Here is a 14,224-nt window from a genome sequence, read left to right on the forward strand (position 1 = left end):
CATGAAGATCCGGTCTGCCGGGGCGCTCGCAGTTGCCCTGGCGCTGGCGGGCTCGCTCGCGGCGTGCGGCGGCGGCTCGACCTCCTCGTCGAACAGCCAGCAGGCTGGCGGCACCCTCGTCATCGACAACGCGTTCCAACTCAAGACCGCCGACCCCGGCCGCACCTTCGAGCCGACCGGGTTGATGATCCACCACGCGATGTACGACACGCTGCTCACCTTCAAGGGCAGCGACGTGAAGAAGCCTGTTCCCGACCTCGCCGAGTCCTACACGCCGTCCGCGGACGGCAAGACCTACACGTTCAAGCTCCGTACCGACGCGAAGTTCTCCGACGGTTCGCCGGTGACCTCGGCCGACGTCGTCTTCTCCCTCAACCGGGTGAAGAACCTCAAGGGCAACCCGTCCTTCCTGATGGACGGCCTCACGGTCACCGCCCCGGACGCGAACACCGTGGTGATCACCAGCGACAAGCCCAACGCCGCGGTGCCGTTCATCGTGCCGAACCCGGCACTGGGCATCCTGAACTCCAAGGTGGTCAAGCAGAACGGCGGCAGCGACGCCGTCGGCGCGGACAAGTCCGACACCGCGGAGGCCTTCCTCAACGCCAAGTCGCAGGGCAGCGGGCCGTACGTCCTCGACAGCTACAGCACCACCACCCAGGTGGTGCTGACCGCGAACGAGAAGTACTGGGGTCCGAAGCCGAAGTACGCCAAGGTCGTCATCCGCAACGTGCAGGCCAACGTGCAGCGGCTCAACGTCGTCAAGGGCGAGTCGCAGATCGCGGTCGACCTCTCGCCGGACCAGGCGAAGGGCCTCGACCAACTCCAGGTCGTCAGCGGCGCCTCGCCCAACGTGTTCTTCCTGTTCACCAACAACAACCCGGCGATCTCCAAGACCACGAGCAACCCGAAGTTCCAGGAGGCCGTCCGGTACGGCATCGACTACAAGGGCCTGGTCGACCTCGCCGGCGAGGGAGCAGTCCAGACGCCGGGCATCGTGCCGTCGATGTTCCTCGGGTCCCTGTCGAGCGGTGACGCGGTCACCCGCGACGTGGACCGGGCGAAGGCGGCGTTGGCGGCATCCGGCCTGTCGAACCCCACCGTGTCGCTCAGCTACCCCAGCGACGTCCAGGTCAACGGGCTCAACTTCGGGGACCTCGCCGCTCGGGTGCAGGCCAACCTCAAGGATGTCGGCATCACGGTGAACCTCGCCCCCGCGTCCGTGCAGGCCGCGCTGGACACCTACCGGGCCGGCAAGGAGGAGATGGGGCTGTGGCAGTGGGGCCCGGACTACCCCGACCCGAGCGACTACCTCAACTTCCTGCCCGGCCAGCTCGTCGGTCTACGCGCCGGCTGGGCCAAGGGCGCCGACCCGCAGTTGGAGACGCTGGGCCAGCAGGCCGCCACGACGATCAACGACGACCAGCGCGCCCCGCTCTACATGCAGATCCAGCAGTCGATGAACAAGTCGGGGCCGATCATGCCGCTGATCCAGTCGGCGCAGATCCTCGTCAGCGCGAAGTCGGTCAAGAACCTGCAGTCCAACGCCGTCTGGCTGGTCAACATCCGTGAGCTCGGCTGACCAGACCGCCGCTTCGTCCGCAGCGGGCCGGCAACGGCCGGCCCGCTCCGGGCGGGGCGTGCTGCGGTTCCTCGCCCGGCGTATCGGCGCCGCCGCGCTGCTGTGCGTCGGCATCACGCTGGTCTCGTTCATCCTGACCCAACTGGTTCCCGGTGACCCGGCCGCGGCGAACCTCGGCCAACGGGCCATCGCCGACCCCGCCGCCGTCGACGCGTTCCGCAGCAAGTACGGCCTGGACAAGCCCCTGCCCGTGCAGTACCTGACCTATCTCGGCAACGTGCTGCGCGGCAACCTCGGCGAGTCCCAGCAGAGCCACCGGGCGGTCGCGCAGGACCTCGCCGAGTACGTGCCGGCGACCATCGAGCTCGCGCTCTTCGCGATCGTGCTGTCGCTGCTGGTCGGCGTCGCCTTCGGTGTCCTCGCGGCGATCACCCGGGACCGCTGGCCCGACCAGGTGCTCCGGGTGGTGAGCCTCGGCGGGGTGTCGATGCCGACGTTCTGGGTCGCGCTCGTGGCGTTCTACCTGCTCTTCTTCAAGTTCGGCCTGCTGCCCGGCGGCGGGCGGCTCGACCCCGGCATGAACGCCCCACCCCACGTCACCGGCTTCTACACCGTCGACGCGGCCCTGGCCGGGCAGTGGGACGTCTGCTCGTCGGCCGCACTGCACCTCGTGCTTCCGTCGCTCGTGCTGGCCGTCTACACCGTCGGCATGCTGATGCGCTTCACCCGCGCGTCGATGCTGGAGATCCTCGGCAACGACTACGTGCGGGCGGCCCGGGCCAAGGGGCTGCCCGAACGGGTCGTCATCGTGCGCCACGTGCTGCGTCCCGCCCTGGTCGCCATCATCACCGTGGCCGGTGTCGCCTTCGGCAGCCTGCTGTCCGGGGCGGTCCTCGTCGAGAACATCTTCTCCTGGCCCGGCCTCGGCCAGTACGCGTACCGCAGTGCGGTCAACCTCGACCTGCCGGCCATCATGGGCGTCAGCGTCGTGGTCGCGGCCGTCTACATCGTCATGAACCTGCTCGTCGACCTCCTCTACGGGGTCATCGACCCGAGGATCCGGCTGACATGACCGTCACCGACCCCGCACGGGTGGACCTGCCCGTCAGCACTCGCCGCGACCGCGCCGCCGTCCGGTCACCCTGGCGGCAGCCGCTCGCGATCGTCGGCGCCGCACTCGTCGTGCTGTGGGTGCTGGTCGCCCTCCTCGCCCCGCTGCTGGCGCCGCACGGGCCGCTCGACCAACTCGCGCCGAAGCTGCAGGCGCCCTCCGGCGAATACCTCTTCGGCACCGACGAACTCGGTCGCGACGTGTTCAGCCGGGTCGTCTACGGTTCCCGGATCTCGCTGCCACTGGCCTGCCTGCTGGTCGTGCTCGCCACGGTGCTCGGCGCCGTCGTCGGCACGATCGCCGGCTTCTTCGGCGGGTGGGTGGACAGCATCCTGATGCGCCTGGCCGACCTGGTGTTCGCCTTCCCCGGCATCATCCTGGCGATGGCGGTCGCCGCGGCACTCGGGCCGCAACTCCGCAACGCCGTGCTGGCGGTGGTCGTGGTGTCCTGGCCCTCGTACGCGCGCCTGGTCCGCGGCCTCGTGCTGTCCGCCCGCAACTCCGAATACGTGGCCGCCAGCCGGCTGCTCGGCTCGTCCGCGTTGCGGACGATGCTCGTCGACCTGCGACCCAACATCGCCGGACCGGTGCTCGTGATGGCCGCCCTCGACGTCGGCAACGCCGTCCTGCTGCTGTCGGGCCTGTCCTTCCTGGGACTCGGCGCCCAGCCGCCGGCCGCCGAATGGGGCGCCATGGTCGCCGCCGGCGCCGCCAACTTCGACCGGTGGTGGATCGGGCTCTTCCCGGGCCTCGCCATCCTCACGGTCGTCCTCGCGTTCAACTTCGTCGGCGACACCCTGCGTGACGCCCTTGACCCGCGCACCGCGCGCGCCATCAGGGACTGACATGGGCGCACTCCTCGAGGTCGAGAACCTCACCGTCTGGCTCGCCACCCGGCGCGGGCCGCAGAAGGCCGTCGACGACGTCTCGTTCCACGTCGACGCCGGCGAGATCTTCGGGCTCGCGGGCGAGAGCGGCAGCGGCAAGACCATGACGGCCATGGCCCTGCTCGGCCTGCTGCCACACGCCGCCCGTACCAGCGGACGCGCGGTGTTCGACGGGCGCGACCTGCTGTCGATGTCCGCCAAGCAGCTGCGCTCCGTGCGTGGGCGGCACATCGCCATGGTGTCGCAGGATCCGTCGACCAGCCTGCATCCGATGCTCACGGTCGAGACGCAGCTGACCGAGCACATGCGCCACCACCTCGGACTCGGCAGGTCCGAGGCGCGCGGCCGCGCCACCGAGCTGCTCGCCACGGTCCGGATACCCGACCCGGAACGGGCGTTGTCGGCCCATCCCGCGCAGTTCTCCGGCGGCATGCGCCAGCGCATCGCCATCGCGGTGGCGCTGGCCTGCCAGCCACGCCTGCTGCTGGCCGACGAGCCCACCACGGCGCTCGACGTCACCGTGCAGGCGGGCATCCTGCGGCTGCTCGACCGGCTCCGCCGCGAGCAGGACCTCGCCGTCGTGGTGATCACCCACGACCTCGGCGTGATGTCCGCCGTGACCGACCGGATCTGCGTCATGTACGGCGGCCGGCTCGCCGAGACCGGCCCGCGGCAGGACGTGCTGAACCAGCCCCGGCACCCGTACACGCGAGGGCTGCTCGACGCGCTGCCGCATCCCGAGGGCGGGGCGGCGGCGCTGCGACCCGTCCCGGGCAGCCCTCCGCCGCTGGGCCGGGTACCCGAGGGGTGCCCGTTCCACCCCCGCTGCGGGTTCGCGCTCCCGAGTTGCCGGACCGAACGCCCGGCGCCGGTCCTCGTCGGCGAGGCACACACCTCGGCCTGCCCACCCGATCCGCTGGGAGGCGCCGCGTGAGCGTCCTGTTGGAAGCGACCGGACTGGCGGTCGAGTACCACCGGCGTGGCGGTCCGACCGTACGCGCCGTCGACGGCGTCGACCTGCGGCTGAACCGCGGCGAGATCCTCGGCCTGGTCGGCGAGTCCGGCTGCGGCAAGTCGACGCTGGGGCGCGCCGTGGTGGGGCTGCTGCCCGCGGCCGCCGGCGAGATCCGCTTCGCCGGCCACCCGGTCGCCCCGCTCGGCCGGCGCAGGCGACCTCGGCAACTGCGCGGGCTGCAGATGGTCTTCCAGGACCCCTACGCGTCGCTGAACCCGCGGCGGCGCGTCGGCGAGCAGATCGCCGACGGGTACCTCCTCGGCGGGGTCGCCCGCGCCGAGACGGTACGCCGAACCGGCGAGCTGCTCGAGCGCGTCGGACTGGCGGCGGACGCGGCCAGCCGCTACCCGCACGAGTTCAGCGGCGGCCAGCGCCAGCGCATCGCCATCGCGCGGGCACTGGCGACCGACCCGAGCTGCATCATCGCCGACGAACCGATCAGCGCACTGGACGCATCGGCGCAGGCGTCCGTGGCCAACCTGCTCGTCGCGCTCGTCCGCGAACTCGACATGGGCATGGTGTTCATCTCGCACGACCTGTCCGTGGTACGGCAGATCGCCGACCGCACCGCGGTCATGTACCTCGGTCGCGTCGTCGAGGTCGGACCCACCCAGCAGCTCTGGTCGGCGCCGGCGCACCCGTACACCCGTGCGCTGATCGCCGCCGTGCCGCGCGCCGACGGGGCCGGCGTCCTGCCGGTCGAGTTGCCGGGCGACGTTCCCGACCCGGCGCGGCCCCCGACCGGCTGCCGTTTCCACCCGCGCTGCCCCCTCGCGCGGCCGGAGTGCGTGCGCCACGATCCGCCGCTCGTCGCCCTGTCCGGGGATCGGGCGGCCGCGTGCGTGCTGCAGAACGCCGGCGAACCGGCGCGTCCGCTCGGGGAACTGGACCCGGCGGCGTCGCCGGCGCAGAAGTAACGGTCACCAGAGGTAAGGGAGGCACGGCGTGAGCGCAGCGGCGACATCGGTTCTGGCCGGTCTGACGCAGCAGTTCTGGGCCTGGCGGCTGGCTCGCGCACCGCGTACCCGCGACGACATCCCCCGGGTCCCCCGGCCCGCTGGCTGGCGCCCGCTGTGGGATGCCGCGACCGTCGCCGACGACCTGCGCTTCGTGACCGACATCGAGCGCCGGTGCGGCGCCGTCGCCGGATCGGACGACCCGCGGGTGGAGGTACCGCGACGGCTGCTCGCGTCGGCGACCGCACGGGTGCGCTGGGAACTGGAGATCGTCCGTAGCTGGCAGCGCGACCCGTGGTTCTACCTCGACCAGACCGTCGGCCACATCTTCGACGCGCTGCTGTCGCCCGACCCGTTCGACGCCGCGCGCAGCGCCGACATCGTCGAGCGGCTCCGGTGGATCCCCGCCACCCTGGACACCGCCCGGGGCAACCTCGCCGGAACCGGCATCCGCGAATTCACCGAACTCGCGCTGGGTGACAGCGCCGACGCGCCGCAGCAGCTTCGCACCGCCATCGACCTGTTGGCGCCGCTGCTCGCCGCCGAATGGCGCGACGCCGCCCGGTCTGCCGCCGCGGAGGCCGCACAGGCGCTCGCCGAATGGCGGTCCTGGCTGATCGACCGGCTGCCGACGTTCTCGCCGCATCAGCCGGTCGGCCCGGAGGCCTTCGGATTCTTCCTCCACCGCGTCGCGCTGCTGCCGTACTCGACCGCGGAGATCCTTGCGCTCGCCGCGCAGGAGCGAGACCGCGCCGAAGCGTTCGAGCTGTTCGAACAGGCCCGGTCCGGGCCCCCGCGATGGCCGGCTCCGCCGGCGAGCGCGCAGGAGCAGTCCGAGTCGGAGCGGGTCGCCGAGCATCAGGTACGCGCCTTCTACGAGGACCGCAACCTGCTCTCGCAGCCGGCCACCCTGCGGCACTACCGCAACCTGCCGCTTCCCGCCCACCTGGCGCCGCTGCGCTGGCTCGGCGTCACCGACGACCTCACCGACGAGCACCGACTCGACCGCGACGGCGTCAGCTACGTGCCGCCGCCCGGTCCTGACCTGCCGTACTTCTACCGCGCCAACGCGGCCGACCCGAGGGCCGGCATCATCCACGAGGGGGTGCACTACCAGCAGCTCGCGCTGACCTGGCGGCACCCCGAACCGGCCCACCGGCAGTTCTACGACTCCGTGCCGAACGAGGGGATCGCGTTCTACCACGAGGAGATGGTGCTGCAGGCCGGGCTGTTCGACGACGCGCCGCTGACCCGCGCCATCGTCTACAACTTCATGCGGTTGCGGGCGATCCGCGTGGCGGTGGACGTCAAGCTGGCGCTCGGCGACATCGACATCGACACCGCCGCCGCGATGCTGCGGGACCTCGTACCGGTCGACCTCGAAACCGCCCGGCAGGAGGCCGCCTTCTTCGCGGCCACGCCCGGGCAGGGGCTGTCGTACCAGGTCGGCAAGGTACAGGTGCTGCGCCTGCTGGCGGACGCGGCGCGGCGGGACCGCGACGGGTTCGACCTGCGCGCCTTCCACGACGCCCTGTGGGCCGACGGCAACCTGCCCATCGCGGTGCAGCGGCTGCAGATGCTGGGCGACCCCGGCGACCTCACGCGCGCCGACGCGCGCGCCGACGCCGCCGTCGACATGCGGCGCCTCGCCGAGGAACTCCTCACCGCCATCACGACCGGTGACGTCGACCGCGTCGACGAGCTCTACGCCGACGACGTCCGGGTGTGGCACAACTTCGACGGCATCGAACGGGACAAGGCGGAAAGCCTCGACGCGGTGCGCCGGATCGCCGCGCACTACGACGGCTTCCACGCCACCGACGTGCGCATCGACGTTGTGCCGGACGGCTACGTCCAGCGCTGCGTGTTCCGCGGCCGCGAGCGCAGCACCGGCGCCGAGCTCGCCGTCGACGCCATGATGCGGGTCGAGGTGCGGCACGGGCGGGTGGTACGGATCGAGGAGTACACCGATCCGGCCCAGGGCAGCACGCCCGAACCCGACACCGCGTCCGCTGGCGTCGGCACGGCCGCGCCCGGGCCACGGTTCCGCGACGGTACCGGCTGGGAGGAGGCGGCCGGTTACTCCCGCGCCGCCCGGCAGGGCACCAGCATCGCGGTCAGCGGCACCACCGCGCACGGCCCGGACGGCGCGGCGCTGCACCCCGGCGACACGTACGCCCAGACCGTCGAGTGCCTGCGCCGGGCAGTGGCGGCGGTGGAGAAACTCGGCGGCGCGCGGACCTCCGTGCTGCGCACGCGCCTGCTGCTCGCGCCCGAAGCGGACTGGCAGGAAGCGGCACGCGCGCACGCGGAGGTGCTCGGCGACGTGGCACCGGCGAACAGCACCTACGTCGTCGGCTCGCTGATCGGGCCCGGCTTCCTCGTCGAGGTCGAGGTCGACGCGGAGGCCGTCAGCTGATGACCTACTCGCTACGGGTCAACAACGACCTCGACGTCGCCACCCTCGTCGACCTCGCGCAGCGTGCCGAGCGGTACGGCTTCGACCAGCTGTGGGTTTCCAACGACCTGTTCCTGCGCTCCGCGCCGGTGCTGCTCGGGGTGCTCGCCGCGAAGACGGAACGGCTGAAGCTCGGCGTCGGGATCATGAACCCGTACTCCGTGCACGTGGCCGAGATCGTGATGATGGCAGGGACCATGCAGGAGGCCACCGGTGGCCGGTTCCTGCTCGGCGTCGCGGCCGGCTCGGCCGAGTTCCTCGCCTGGGCGGGGCTGGAGCGGCCACGGCCACTGACGAAGACGGCGGAGACGGTCCGGGTCGCCCGAACCTTGCTCGGCGGCGGCGACGTCGACGGCAAGCTGCCGGACTGGTTCGGGCCCCTGTCGCAGCTGCGCTTCTCGCTGACCGACCGGGTACCGGTGTACGTCGGCGGGATGAGTCCGAAGATGTTGCACATGGCGGGCCGGCTGGCCGACGGGGTGCTGCCGTTGCTGTACCCGCCGGAGCACTTCACGCAGGCACGCGCGCAGGTGATGCGTGGCGTGCGGGAAGCCGGCCGGCAACCGTCCGACGTCGACATCCCCGCCTGCTTCTGGGTGTCGGTCGCGGACGACCCCGACGCCGCCCGGCTCGCACTGGCGGCCAAGATCGCCTACTACGGACCGTCCTTCGCGCCGTACCTGCTGGCCCGGGCCGGCCTCGCCGTCGAGGACTTCGGCCCGCTCACCACCGTCCTGGAGCGCGAGGGTCTCGCCGCCGCCGCACGGCTCGTCGACGAGAAGATGCTGGCGCTCGGCATCACCGGGAGCGTGGCGCAGGTGGTCCAGCGCTGCCGGTCCCTACGGGCCATGGGCGCCACTCACCTGTCGTTCGGGCCACCGCTGGGTCCGGACGTGCGCGAGGCGCTCGATGTGCTGGGCAGCGAGGTGTTGCCGGCCCTCGCGACAGGTGGAACATGACCTGCCCGTGCGCGCCCCCACGGAACAGCAGCGGTGACATCACGACCGGGCGGCCGCCCGGCGGCGAGTGACCGCGACGCGCGGGCTGCCGCCCGTCGCCGTCACACCACGCCCGGCACCAGCTCGGGTGCGCCCCAGCCGTCCGGTACGGGCAGGCCGGCCTCCCGTCGGGCCATGATGGCCGCGCCGACCTGGGCGGCCTGGGCGCCGAAGGCGGAGCGCAGCACCGGGGGCGGGGTCCGCCAGGCGAGAGCCGCGTGCAGGGCGGCGCGTACCGGGTCGAGGAACTGCGCGCCCGCCTCGGCGAGCCCACCGCCGAGCACGATGCGGGCCGGGTCGAGGGTCAGGGTGAGCGTGGCCAGGGCGGTGCCCAGGGCCTGGGTCGCGTCGTCCCAGACGGCGCGGGCCACCGGGTCGGTGGCCACCGCGTCGGCGATGGCTCGGCTGTCCAGCCCGGGTGTTCCGCCGAGCCGGGCGTAGCGGCGGGCCAGACCGCCGGCGGAGGCGTACACCTCCAGGCATCCCCGCTGGCCGCAACTGCACGGCTCGCCACCGGGGTAGACCGGCATGTGGCCGACCTCGCCGGCCGAGCAGGTCGCGCCCGGCACCGGCGCGCCGTGCACCACCACCGCCGCGGCGATGCCGGTGCCCAGCGGCAGCAGCAGGAAGTTGTCCAGTCCGGTGGCCGCTCCGGCCACCGCCTCGGCGACGCCGGCCGCCCGCGCGTCGTGTCCGACCGCCACCGGCAGTCCGAGGTCGTCTCCGACGAGGGCGCGCAGCGGCACGTCGCGGAAGCGAAGGTTGGCGGCGTACCGCACCACCCCGTCGACCTCGTCGACGAGGCCCGGCGTGACCACGCCGATCGCGGCGGGGGTGGGGCCCAGCGCGACCGCGTCGTCGCGCAACTGGCGGCACAGGGCCCGGACCGCCTCGACCGGGTCGTCGTCCGCCCGGGAGGGCACGACGAGCGAATGCCGGAACTGGCCGTCCGCGTCGACCACGGCCCCCTTGATGGTCGTCCCCCCGACGTCGACGGCGAGGACGCACCGGCCTTCGGGCTGGGTCACGCGATCACCCGGTCACCACGGTGAGGTCCGCGGTGAAGTCGCGGTCCAGGGGAAACACCGGGCGCACCACATTCTGGTACGGCAGCCGCACCAGGTCCTGGTCGACGCCGCCCGGCGTCAGCGCGAGCAGCCAGTCGCCGGCCGCGTCGAACAGTTCGGGCTCGAGATAGCCGATCTTCACCACGACGAGATCCACCGCGTCGACCGCGATCCCCAGCCGGGCGTACGAGTCCAGCAGGCGGTACTGCATCCGGCGGGAGGTGACGAAGACGCTCAACCCGCCCACCCGTACGCTGACGCACCGCCCGCCGTCGGGATCGTCGGCGACCGCCTCCAGGATTCCGTCGAGGGGGAGTGGGCCCGGGTCCCGGGAGTCGATCCGCCCGCCGACCGTCACCCGGACCGGAGAGCCGAGCGGCTGGTCGGCGATCTGCGCGACGGCCTGCGGGTCGACCAGCGAGGCGAACACGGCACGGTGCGAGCCGTCGCGGATCTCGGGGCGGGCCAGCATCCGCTCGAGGGCGAAGGTGACGTCGTCGGCGCCGCCGGCGCCAGGGTTGTCGCCCGAGTCGCTGATGAAGAACGGTCGCCGGGCCGGATCGGCGACCGCGGCCAGGGCGGTGTCGAGGCACTCGTCCATCGAGCCGGTGGGGGCGACGAAGGCGAACTCGTCGCGGGCCGCCCAGAAGTGCCCGCCGAGCTCACGGGCCGCCTCGGCGGTGGTGGTGGCATCGGTGCCGGTGACGACCACCGCGCCGCGGCAGCGTGGCTGGTCGGCCCAGGCGAACCCGATCCAGATCGCCGCGTCCACGATGCCGTCCCGGGCCTCGACCTCGGGAATCCTCGCGTAGAGGCCCCGGGCCGGTTCCTCGCGGGTGCTGGTCATCTCGCCCGGCAGCAGGATCGGCACGTGGACCAGGGCCTTGTGCGGACGCTGCTGCCGGCGCAGCGCCTCGACCAGGTTCCGGGCGGCGCGCTCGCGGGTCTCCCACACGTCGACGTGCGGGGCGGTGCGGTAGCAGGTGAGCAGGTCGCAGGCGTCGAAGAGCACCTGCGAGACGTTGCCGTGCAGATCCATCGCGGCGGAGATGAACGGCTCCGGACCGATCACCGATCGGATGGCGGTGACCAGGTCGCCCTCCGCGTCGTCGTGCCCGACGACGCTCATCGCGCCGTGGATGTCCAGCAGCATGCCGTCCAGCGGGCCGGCGACGCCGAGCTTCTCCACCATCTCGGTGGCCCAGGCCTGGTAGGTCGCCGGGTCCACCGCCCCGCCGGGCAGGGCGCGGGCGTGCACCAGCGGGATCCACTCGACGTCGGCCGCCCAGGGCTGGGCGGGGGAGAGCCAGTCGTATCGCGCCAGCAGCGCGTCCCCCCGAGTGACCTCGAAGTCGTCGGCGGTGCTCAGGTGGGGGGAGAACGTGCTGGACTCGATGTGGATGCCGCCGATGGCGACGCGGAGGGGACGGGGCACGGGTGTTGCTCCTCAGGAAAGTCGTACGTCGGCCGTCGTGCGCAGCAGGTGCCCGAGGCCGACCAGGGCCGCATCCGGGCCCGCGACGCTGGCTTCGATGGTCAGGGACTGGGTCATGGACGGTAGGCAGCGCTCGTAGAGCATTCCCCGGGTCGCGGCCACGTAGACGTCGAGGCTGGACAGTGCGCCGCCGATGACGACGGCGTCGGGGTTGAGGAAGTTGACCAGGCCGGAGAGCGCCACCCCGAGCAGCCGGCCGGCCTGGCGGACCATCGTCACCACGGTCGGGTCGGCGTCGCTGGCCGCCGCCATGATGTCCCGGACCGTGGTGGCCGAGGAGCCCTGCTCGGCCAACTGGCGGGCCAGGGCGGCGCCGCTGGCAACGGTCTCCAGGCAGCCGCGGCTGCCGCAGGAGCAGACCCGCTCACCGCTGTCCGCCACGCGTACGTGGGTGACGTCGCCGCTGAGGCCACGGCCGCCGCGGAAGACCTGACCATCGCTGACCAGGCAGGCGCCGATGCCGGTGCCGGCCTTGACGTAGATCATGTCGCCGGACTCCTGGCCCCGGGTGACGTACTCGCCGATCGCCGCCGCCTTGGCGTCGTTCTCGACGACCACCGGCACCTGGAACCGCTCGGCGAGGTGGGGCCTGGCGTCGAAGCCGCTCCAGCCGGGCATCCGGGCCGGGCCGACCAGCCGCCCGTCGGGGAACGCGACCGGACCCGGTAGGGCGACGCCGACCCCGAGTAGCTCCTGGCCGGGCGCGGACGCCGCCTGGAGCCGCGCGAAGGCCGCGGCGACGACCTCGAAGACCTCTTCCGGGCCGGCGGCGATGTCGATCGCCACCTCCTCGGTGGCCACCAGCTCTCTGCCGGGCGCGCACAACCCCACCCGGGCGTGCCTGCCGCCCAGCTCCGCGACGGCGAGGACCCCCTTCGTCTCCCGCAGGCGCAGGATCCGCGGCCGTCGCCCACCGGTGGACCGGCCCACCCCCTCCTCCAGGATGACGCCCTCCTCGAGCAGCCGGCGCACCACCGTGGTGACGGTCGAGGGGGCGACCTGCAACGCCTCGATCAGGTCGGCGCGCGAGGTTGCCGCGCCGCTGGCCAGCAGGCTGAGCGTCTGGTCGCGCAGGGTGGCGGAGATCGGTGGTTCCAAGATGTCTCTCCTTGTTCGGGCGGTCCTCCGGCGCCGCCCAGTGTCGCAGTGCCAAAGCCTGGTTGCGCTCCGGAGTCCACGCGAAGAGCATCGTTCGATGCTTCGCCGACTTTGATCGTACCCCGACGAAAGTCGCCGAACAAAGAGGTTAATTTTCGTTGACTCCAAACTTCGGTGCGGATACATTCTCCGCGTCGACGACGAGGAGCAGCACCAGGCGGCTGGACGCGCGCTGCGCCGCCGGCGCCCGAAGACGCGGGCACGTGCAGAAAATCGAGGAGATTCATGAGGAGCAGATTTCCCCGGCGCGCCGTCCGCGGCGCGTTGGCGGTAGCCAGCGCGGTCGCCCTCGGGGCCGGCCTGGTCGCCTGCGGTGGCGGCAGCGGTTCGTCGAAGGACGGCGGGAGCCAGGGCAAGGACACGGCGACCGTCGCCTTCCGTACCCCGAACTGGATCCTGCCGATCTCGGCGCCCGGCTTCACCCAGGGCGAGAACGCCATCTTCGGCCAGGCGCTGTACCGGTCCCTGTACCAGTACAAGTTGGACGGCACGGCGCAGTACAACATCGATCCGCAGCGCTCGATGGCCGAGCCGCCGGTGGTCAGCAACGGCGGCAAGACCCTGACCATCACGCTGAAGGACAACACCTGGTCCGACGGCAAGCCCGTCACCACCAAGGACATCCAGTTCTGGTACGACCTGGTCACCGCGAACAAGGACAAGTGGGCGTCCTACCGGGCCGGCGGCCTCCCGGACAACATCGCGCAGTGGTCGGTGAAGGACGACAAGACCTTCTCGATCACCACCGCGAAGGTCTACAACACCGCCTGGTTCGTGGACAACCAGCTCAACAAGATCACCCCGATGCCGGAGCACGCCTGGGACAAGGACTCCGCCACCGCGACCGTGAGCAACCTGGCCAGCACGCCAGAGGGTGCGAAGAAGGTCTTCGACTTCCTCACCGCGGCCGCCAAGGACCCCAAGACGTACGACTCCAACGAGCTGTGGAAGGTCACCAGCGGCCCGTGGAAGCTGGCCAAGTACGTGCCGAACGGCGAGGTCACCCTCACCGCCCAGCCGAACTACTCGGGCACGGACAAGCCGAAGCTGGCCAAGGTCGTACTCCGGCCGTTCACCAGCGACGACTCCGAGTTCAACGTGCTGCGCGCCGGTGACATCGACTACGGGTATGTGCCGGCGGCCAACCTGTCCCAGGAGAGCTACCTCAAGTCCAAGGGCTACACGGTCTCGCCCTGGTACGGCTGGTCCGTCACCTACCTGCAGCTGAACTTCAACAACCCGAAGACCGGGGTGCTGTTCAAGCAGCCGTACCTGCGGCAGTCGCTGCAGATGCTCATCGACCAGCCGACCATCAGCAAGGTGATCTGGTCCGGCACGGCCGCGCCGACCTGCGGTCCGGTGCCGGCCAAGCCGGGCACCAACACCGACGCCACCGGCTGCGCCTACTCGTTCGACCCGGCCAAGGCCAAGGAACTGCTGGAGAGCCACGGCTGGAAGGTGACCCCGGACGGGCAGACCACCTGCCAGACGCCGGGC

General features: G+C 71.9%; 11 protein-coding genes. 8 read left to right on the forward strand and 3 right to left on the reverse strand.

Features of this window, described 5'->3' with window-relative positions:
• Window position 1: 1 nt before the first annotated feature.
• From ONA70_RS05510 to ONA70_RS05540, 7 genes are read left to right on the forward strand one after another with little or no spacing between them, the layout of a single operon-like run.
• On the forward strand, window positions 2–1,582 hold the full coding sequence (locus ONA70_RS05510; protein ID WP_265005235.1) for an ABC transporter substrate-binding protein: 1,581 nt from the start codon (window positions 2–4) through the stop codon (window positions 1,580–1,582).
• Window positions 1,569–2,654 (forward strand): ABC transporter permease, encoded by a 1,086-nt coding sequence (locus ONA70_RS05515; RefSeq protein WP_265005236.1) that lies wholly within the window; start codon window positions 1,569–1,571, stop codon window positions 2,652–2,654. The genes ONA70_RS05510 and ONA70_RS05515 overlap by 14 nt, the downstream gene beginning before the upstream one ends.
• Window positions 2,651–3,538: an ABC transporter permease gene (locus ONA70_RS05520; RefSeq protein ID WP_265005237.1), complete on the forward strand. Its 888-nt coding sequence runs from the start codon at window positions 2,651–2,653 to the stop codon at window positions 3,536–3,538. Before ONA70_RS05515 ends, ONA70_RS05520 begins: the two co-directional genes overlap by 4 nt.
• 1 nt (window position 3,539) lies before the next feature.
• Window positions 3,540–4,514: an ABC transporter ATP-binding protein gene (locus ONA70_RS05525; RefSeq protein ID WP_265005238.1), complete on the forward strand. Its 975-nt coding sequence runs from the start codon at window positions 3,540–3,542 to the stop codon at window positions 4,512–4,514.
• The gene (locus ONA70_RS05530) at window positions 4,511–5,512 is read left to right on the forward strand and encodes an ABC transporter ATP-binding protein (protein WP_265005239.1); all 1,002 of its coding nucleotides are present in this window, start codon (window positions 4,511–4,513) and stop codon (window positions 5,510–5,512) included. The genes ONA70_RS05525 and ONA70_RS05530 overlap by 4 nt, the downstream gene beginning before the upstream one ends.
• A gap of 28 nt (window positions 5,513–5,540) precedes the next feature.
• Window positions 5,541–7,970 (forward strand): DUF885 family protein, encoded by a 2,430-nt coding sequence (locus ONA70_RS05535; protein ID WP_265005240.1) that lies wholly within the window; start codon window positions 5,541–5,543, stop codon window positions 7,968–7,970.
• Complete coding sequence (locus ONA70_RS05540; protein ID WP_265005241.1) at window positions 7,970–8,968, forward strand: LLM class flavin-dependent oxidoreductase; 999 nt, start codon at window positions 7,970–7,972, stop codon at window positions 8,966–8,968. Before ONA70_RS05535 ends, ONA70_RS05540 begins: the two co-directional genes overlap by 1 nt.
• A 101-nt stretch (window positions 8,969–9,069) precedes the next feature.
• Here ONA70_RS05540 and ONA70_RS05545 read toward each other — a convergent pair whose 3' ends face one another.
• From ONA70_RS05545 to ONA70_RS05555, 3 genes are read right to left on the reverse strand one after another with little or no spacing between them, the layout of a single operon-like run.
• Complete coding sequence (locus ONA70_RS05545; protein WP_265005242.1) at window positions 9,070–10,035, reverse strand: ROK family protein; 966 nt, start codon at window positions 10,033–10,035, stop codon at window positions 9,070–9,072.
• 4 nt (window positions 10,036–10,039) lie between these two features.
• Window positions 10,040–11,509 carry a M81 family metallopeptidase gene (locus tag ONA70_RS05550; protein WP_265005243.1) on the reverse strand — a complete coding sequence of 490 codons (1,470 nt, stop codon included), beginning with the start codon at window positions 11,507–11,509 and terminating at the stop codon, window positions 10,040–10,042.
• A 12-nt stretch (window positions 11,510–11,521) separates the two neighbouring features.
• On the reverse strand, window positions 11,522–12,667 hold the full coding sequence (locus ONA70_RS05555) for an ROK family transcriptional regulator (protein ID WP_265005244.1): 1,146 nt from the start codon (window positions 12,665–12,667) through the stop codon (window positions 11,522–11,524).
• A gap of 285 nt (window positions 12,668–12,952) precedes the next feature.
• Between ONA70_RS05555 and ONA70_RS05560 the strand changes: the two genes are divergently transcribed.
• Window positions 12,953–14,224 (forward strand): peptide ABC transporter substrate-binding protein (locus tag ONA70_RS05560; protein WP_265005245.1); only part of this gene is annotated, 1,272 nt, incomplete at its 3' end.

Origin of the sequence: Micromonospora yasonensis (genome assembly GCF_026013475.1) — a bacterium.
GTDB lineage: Bacteria > Actinomycetota > Actinomycetes > Mycobacteriales > Micromonosporaceae > Micromonospora > Micromonospora yasonensis.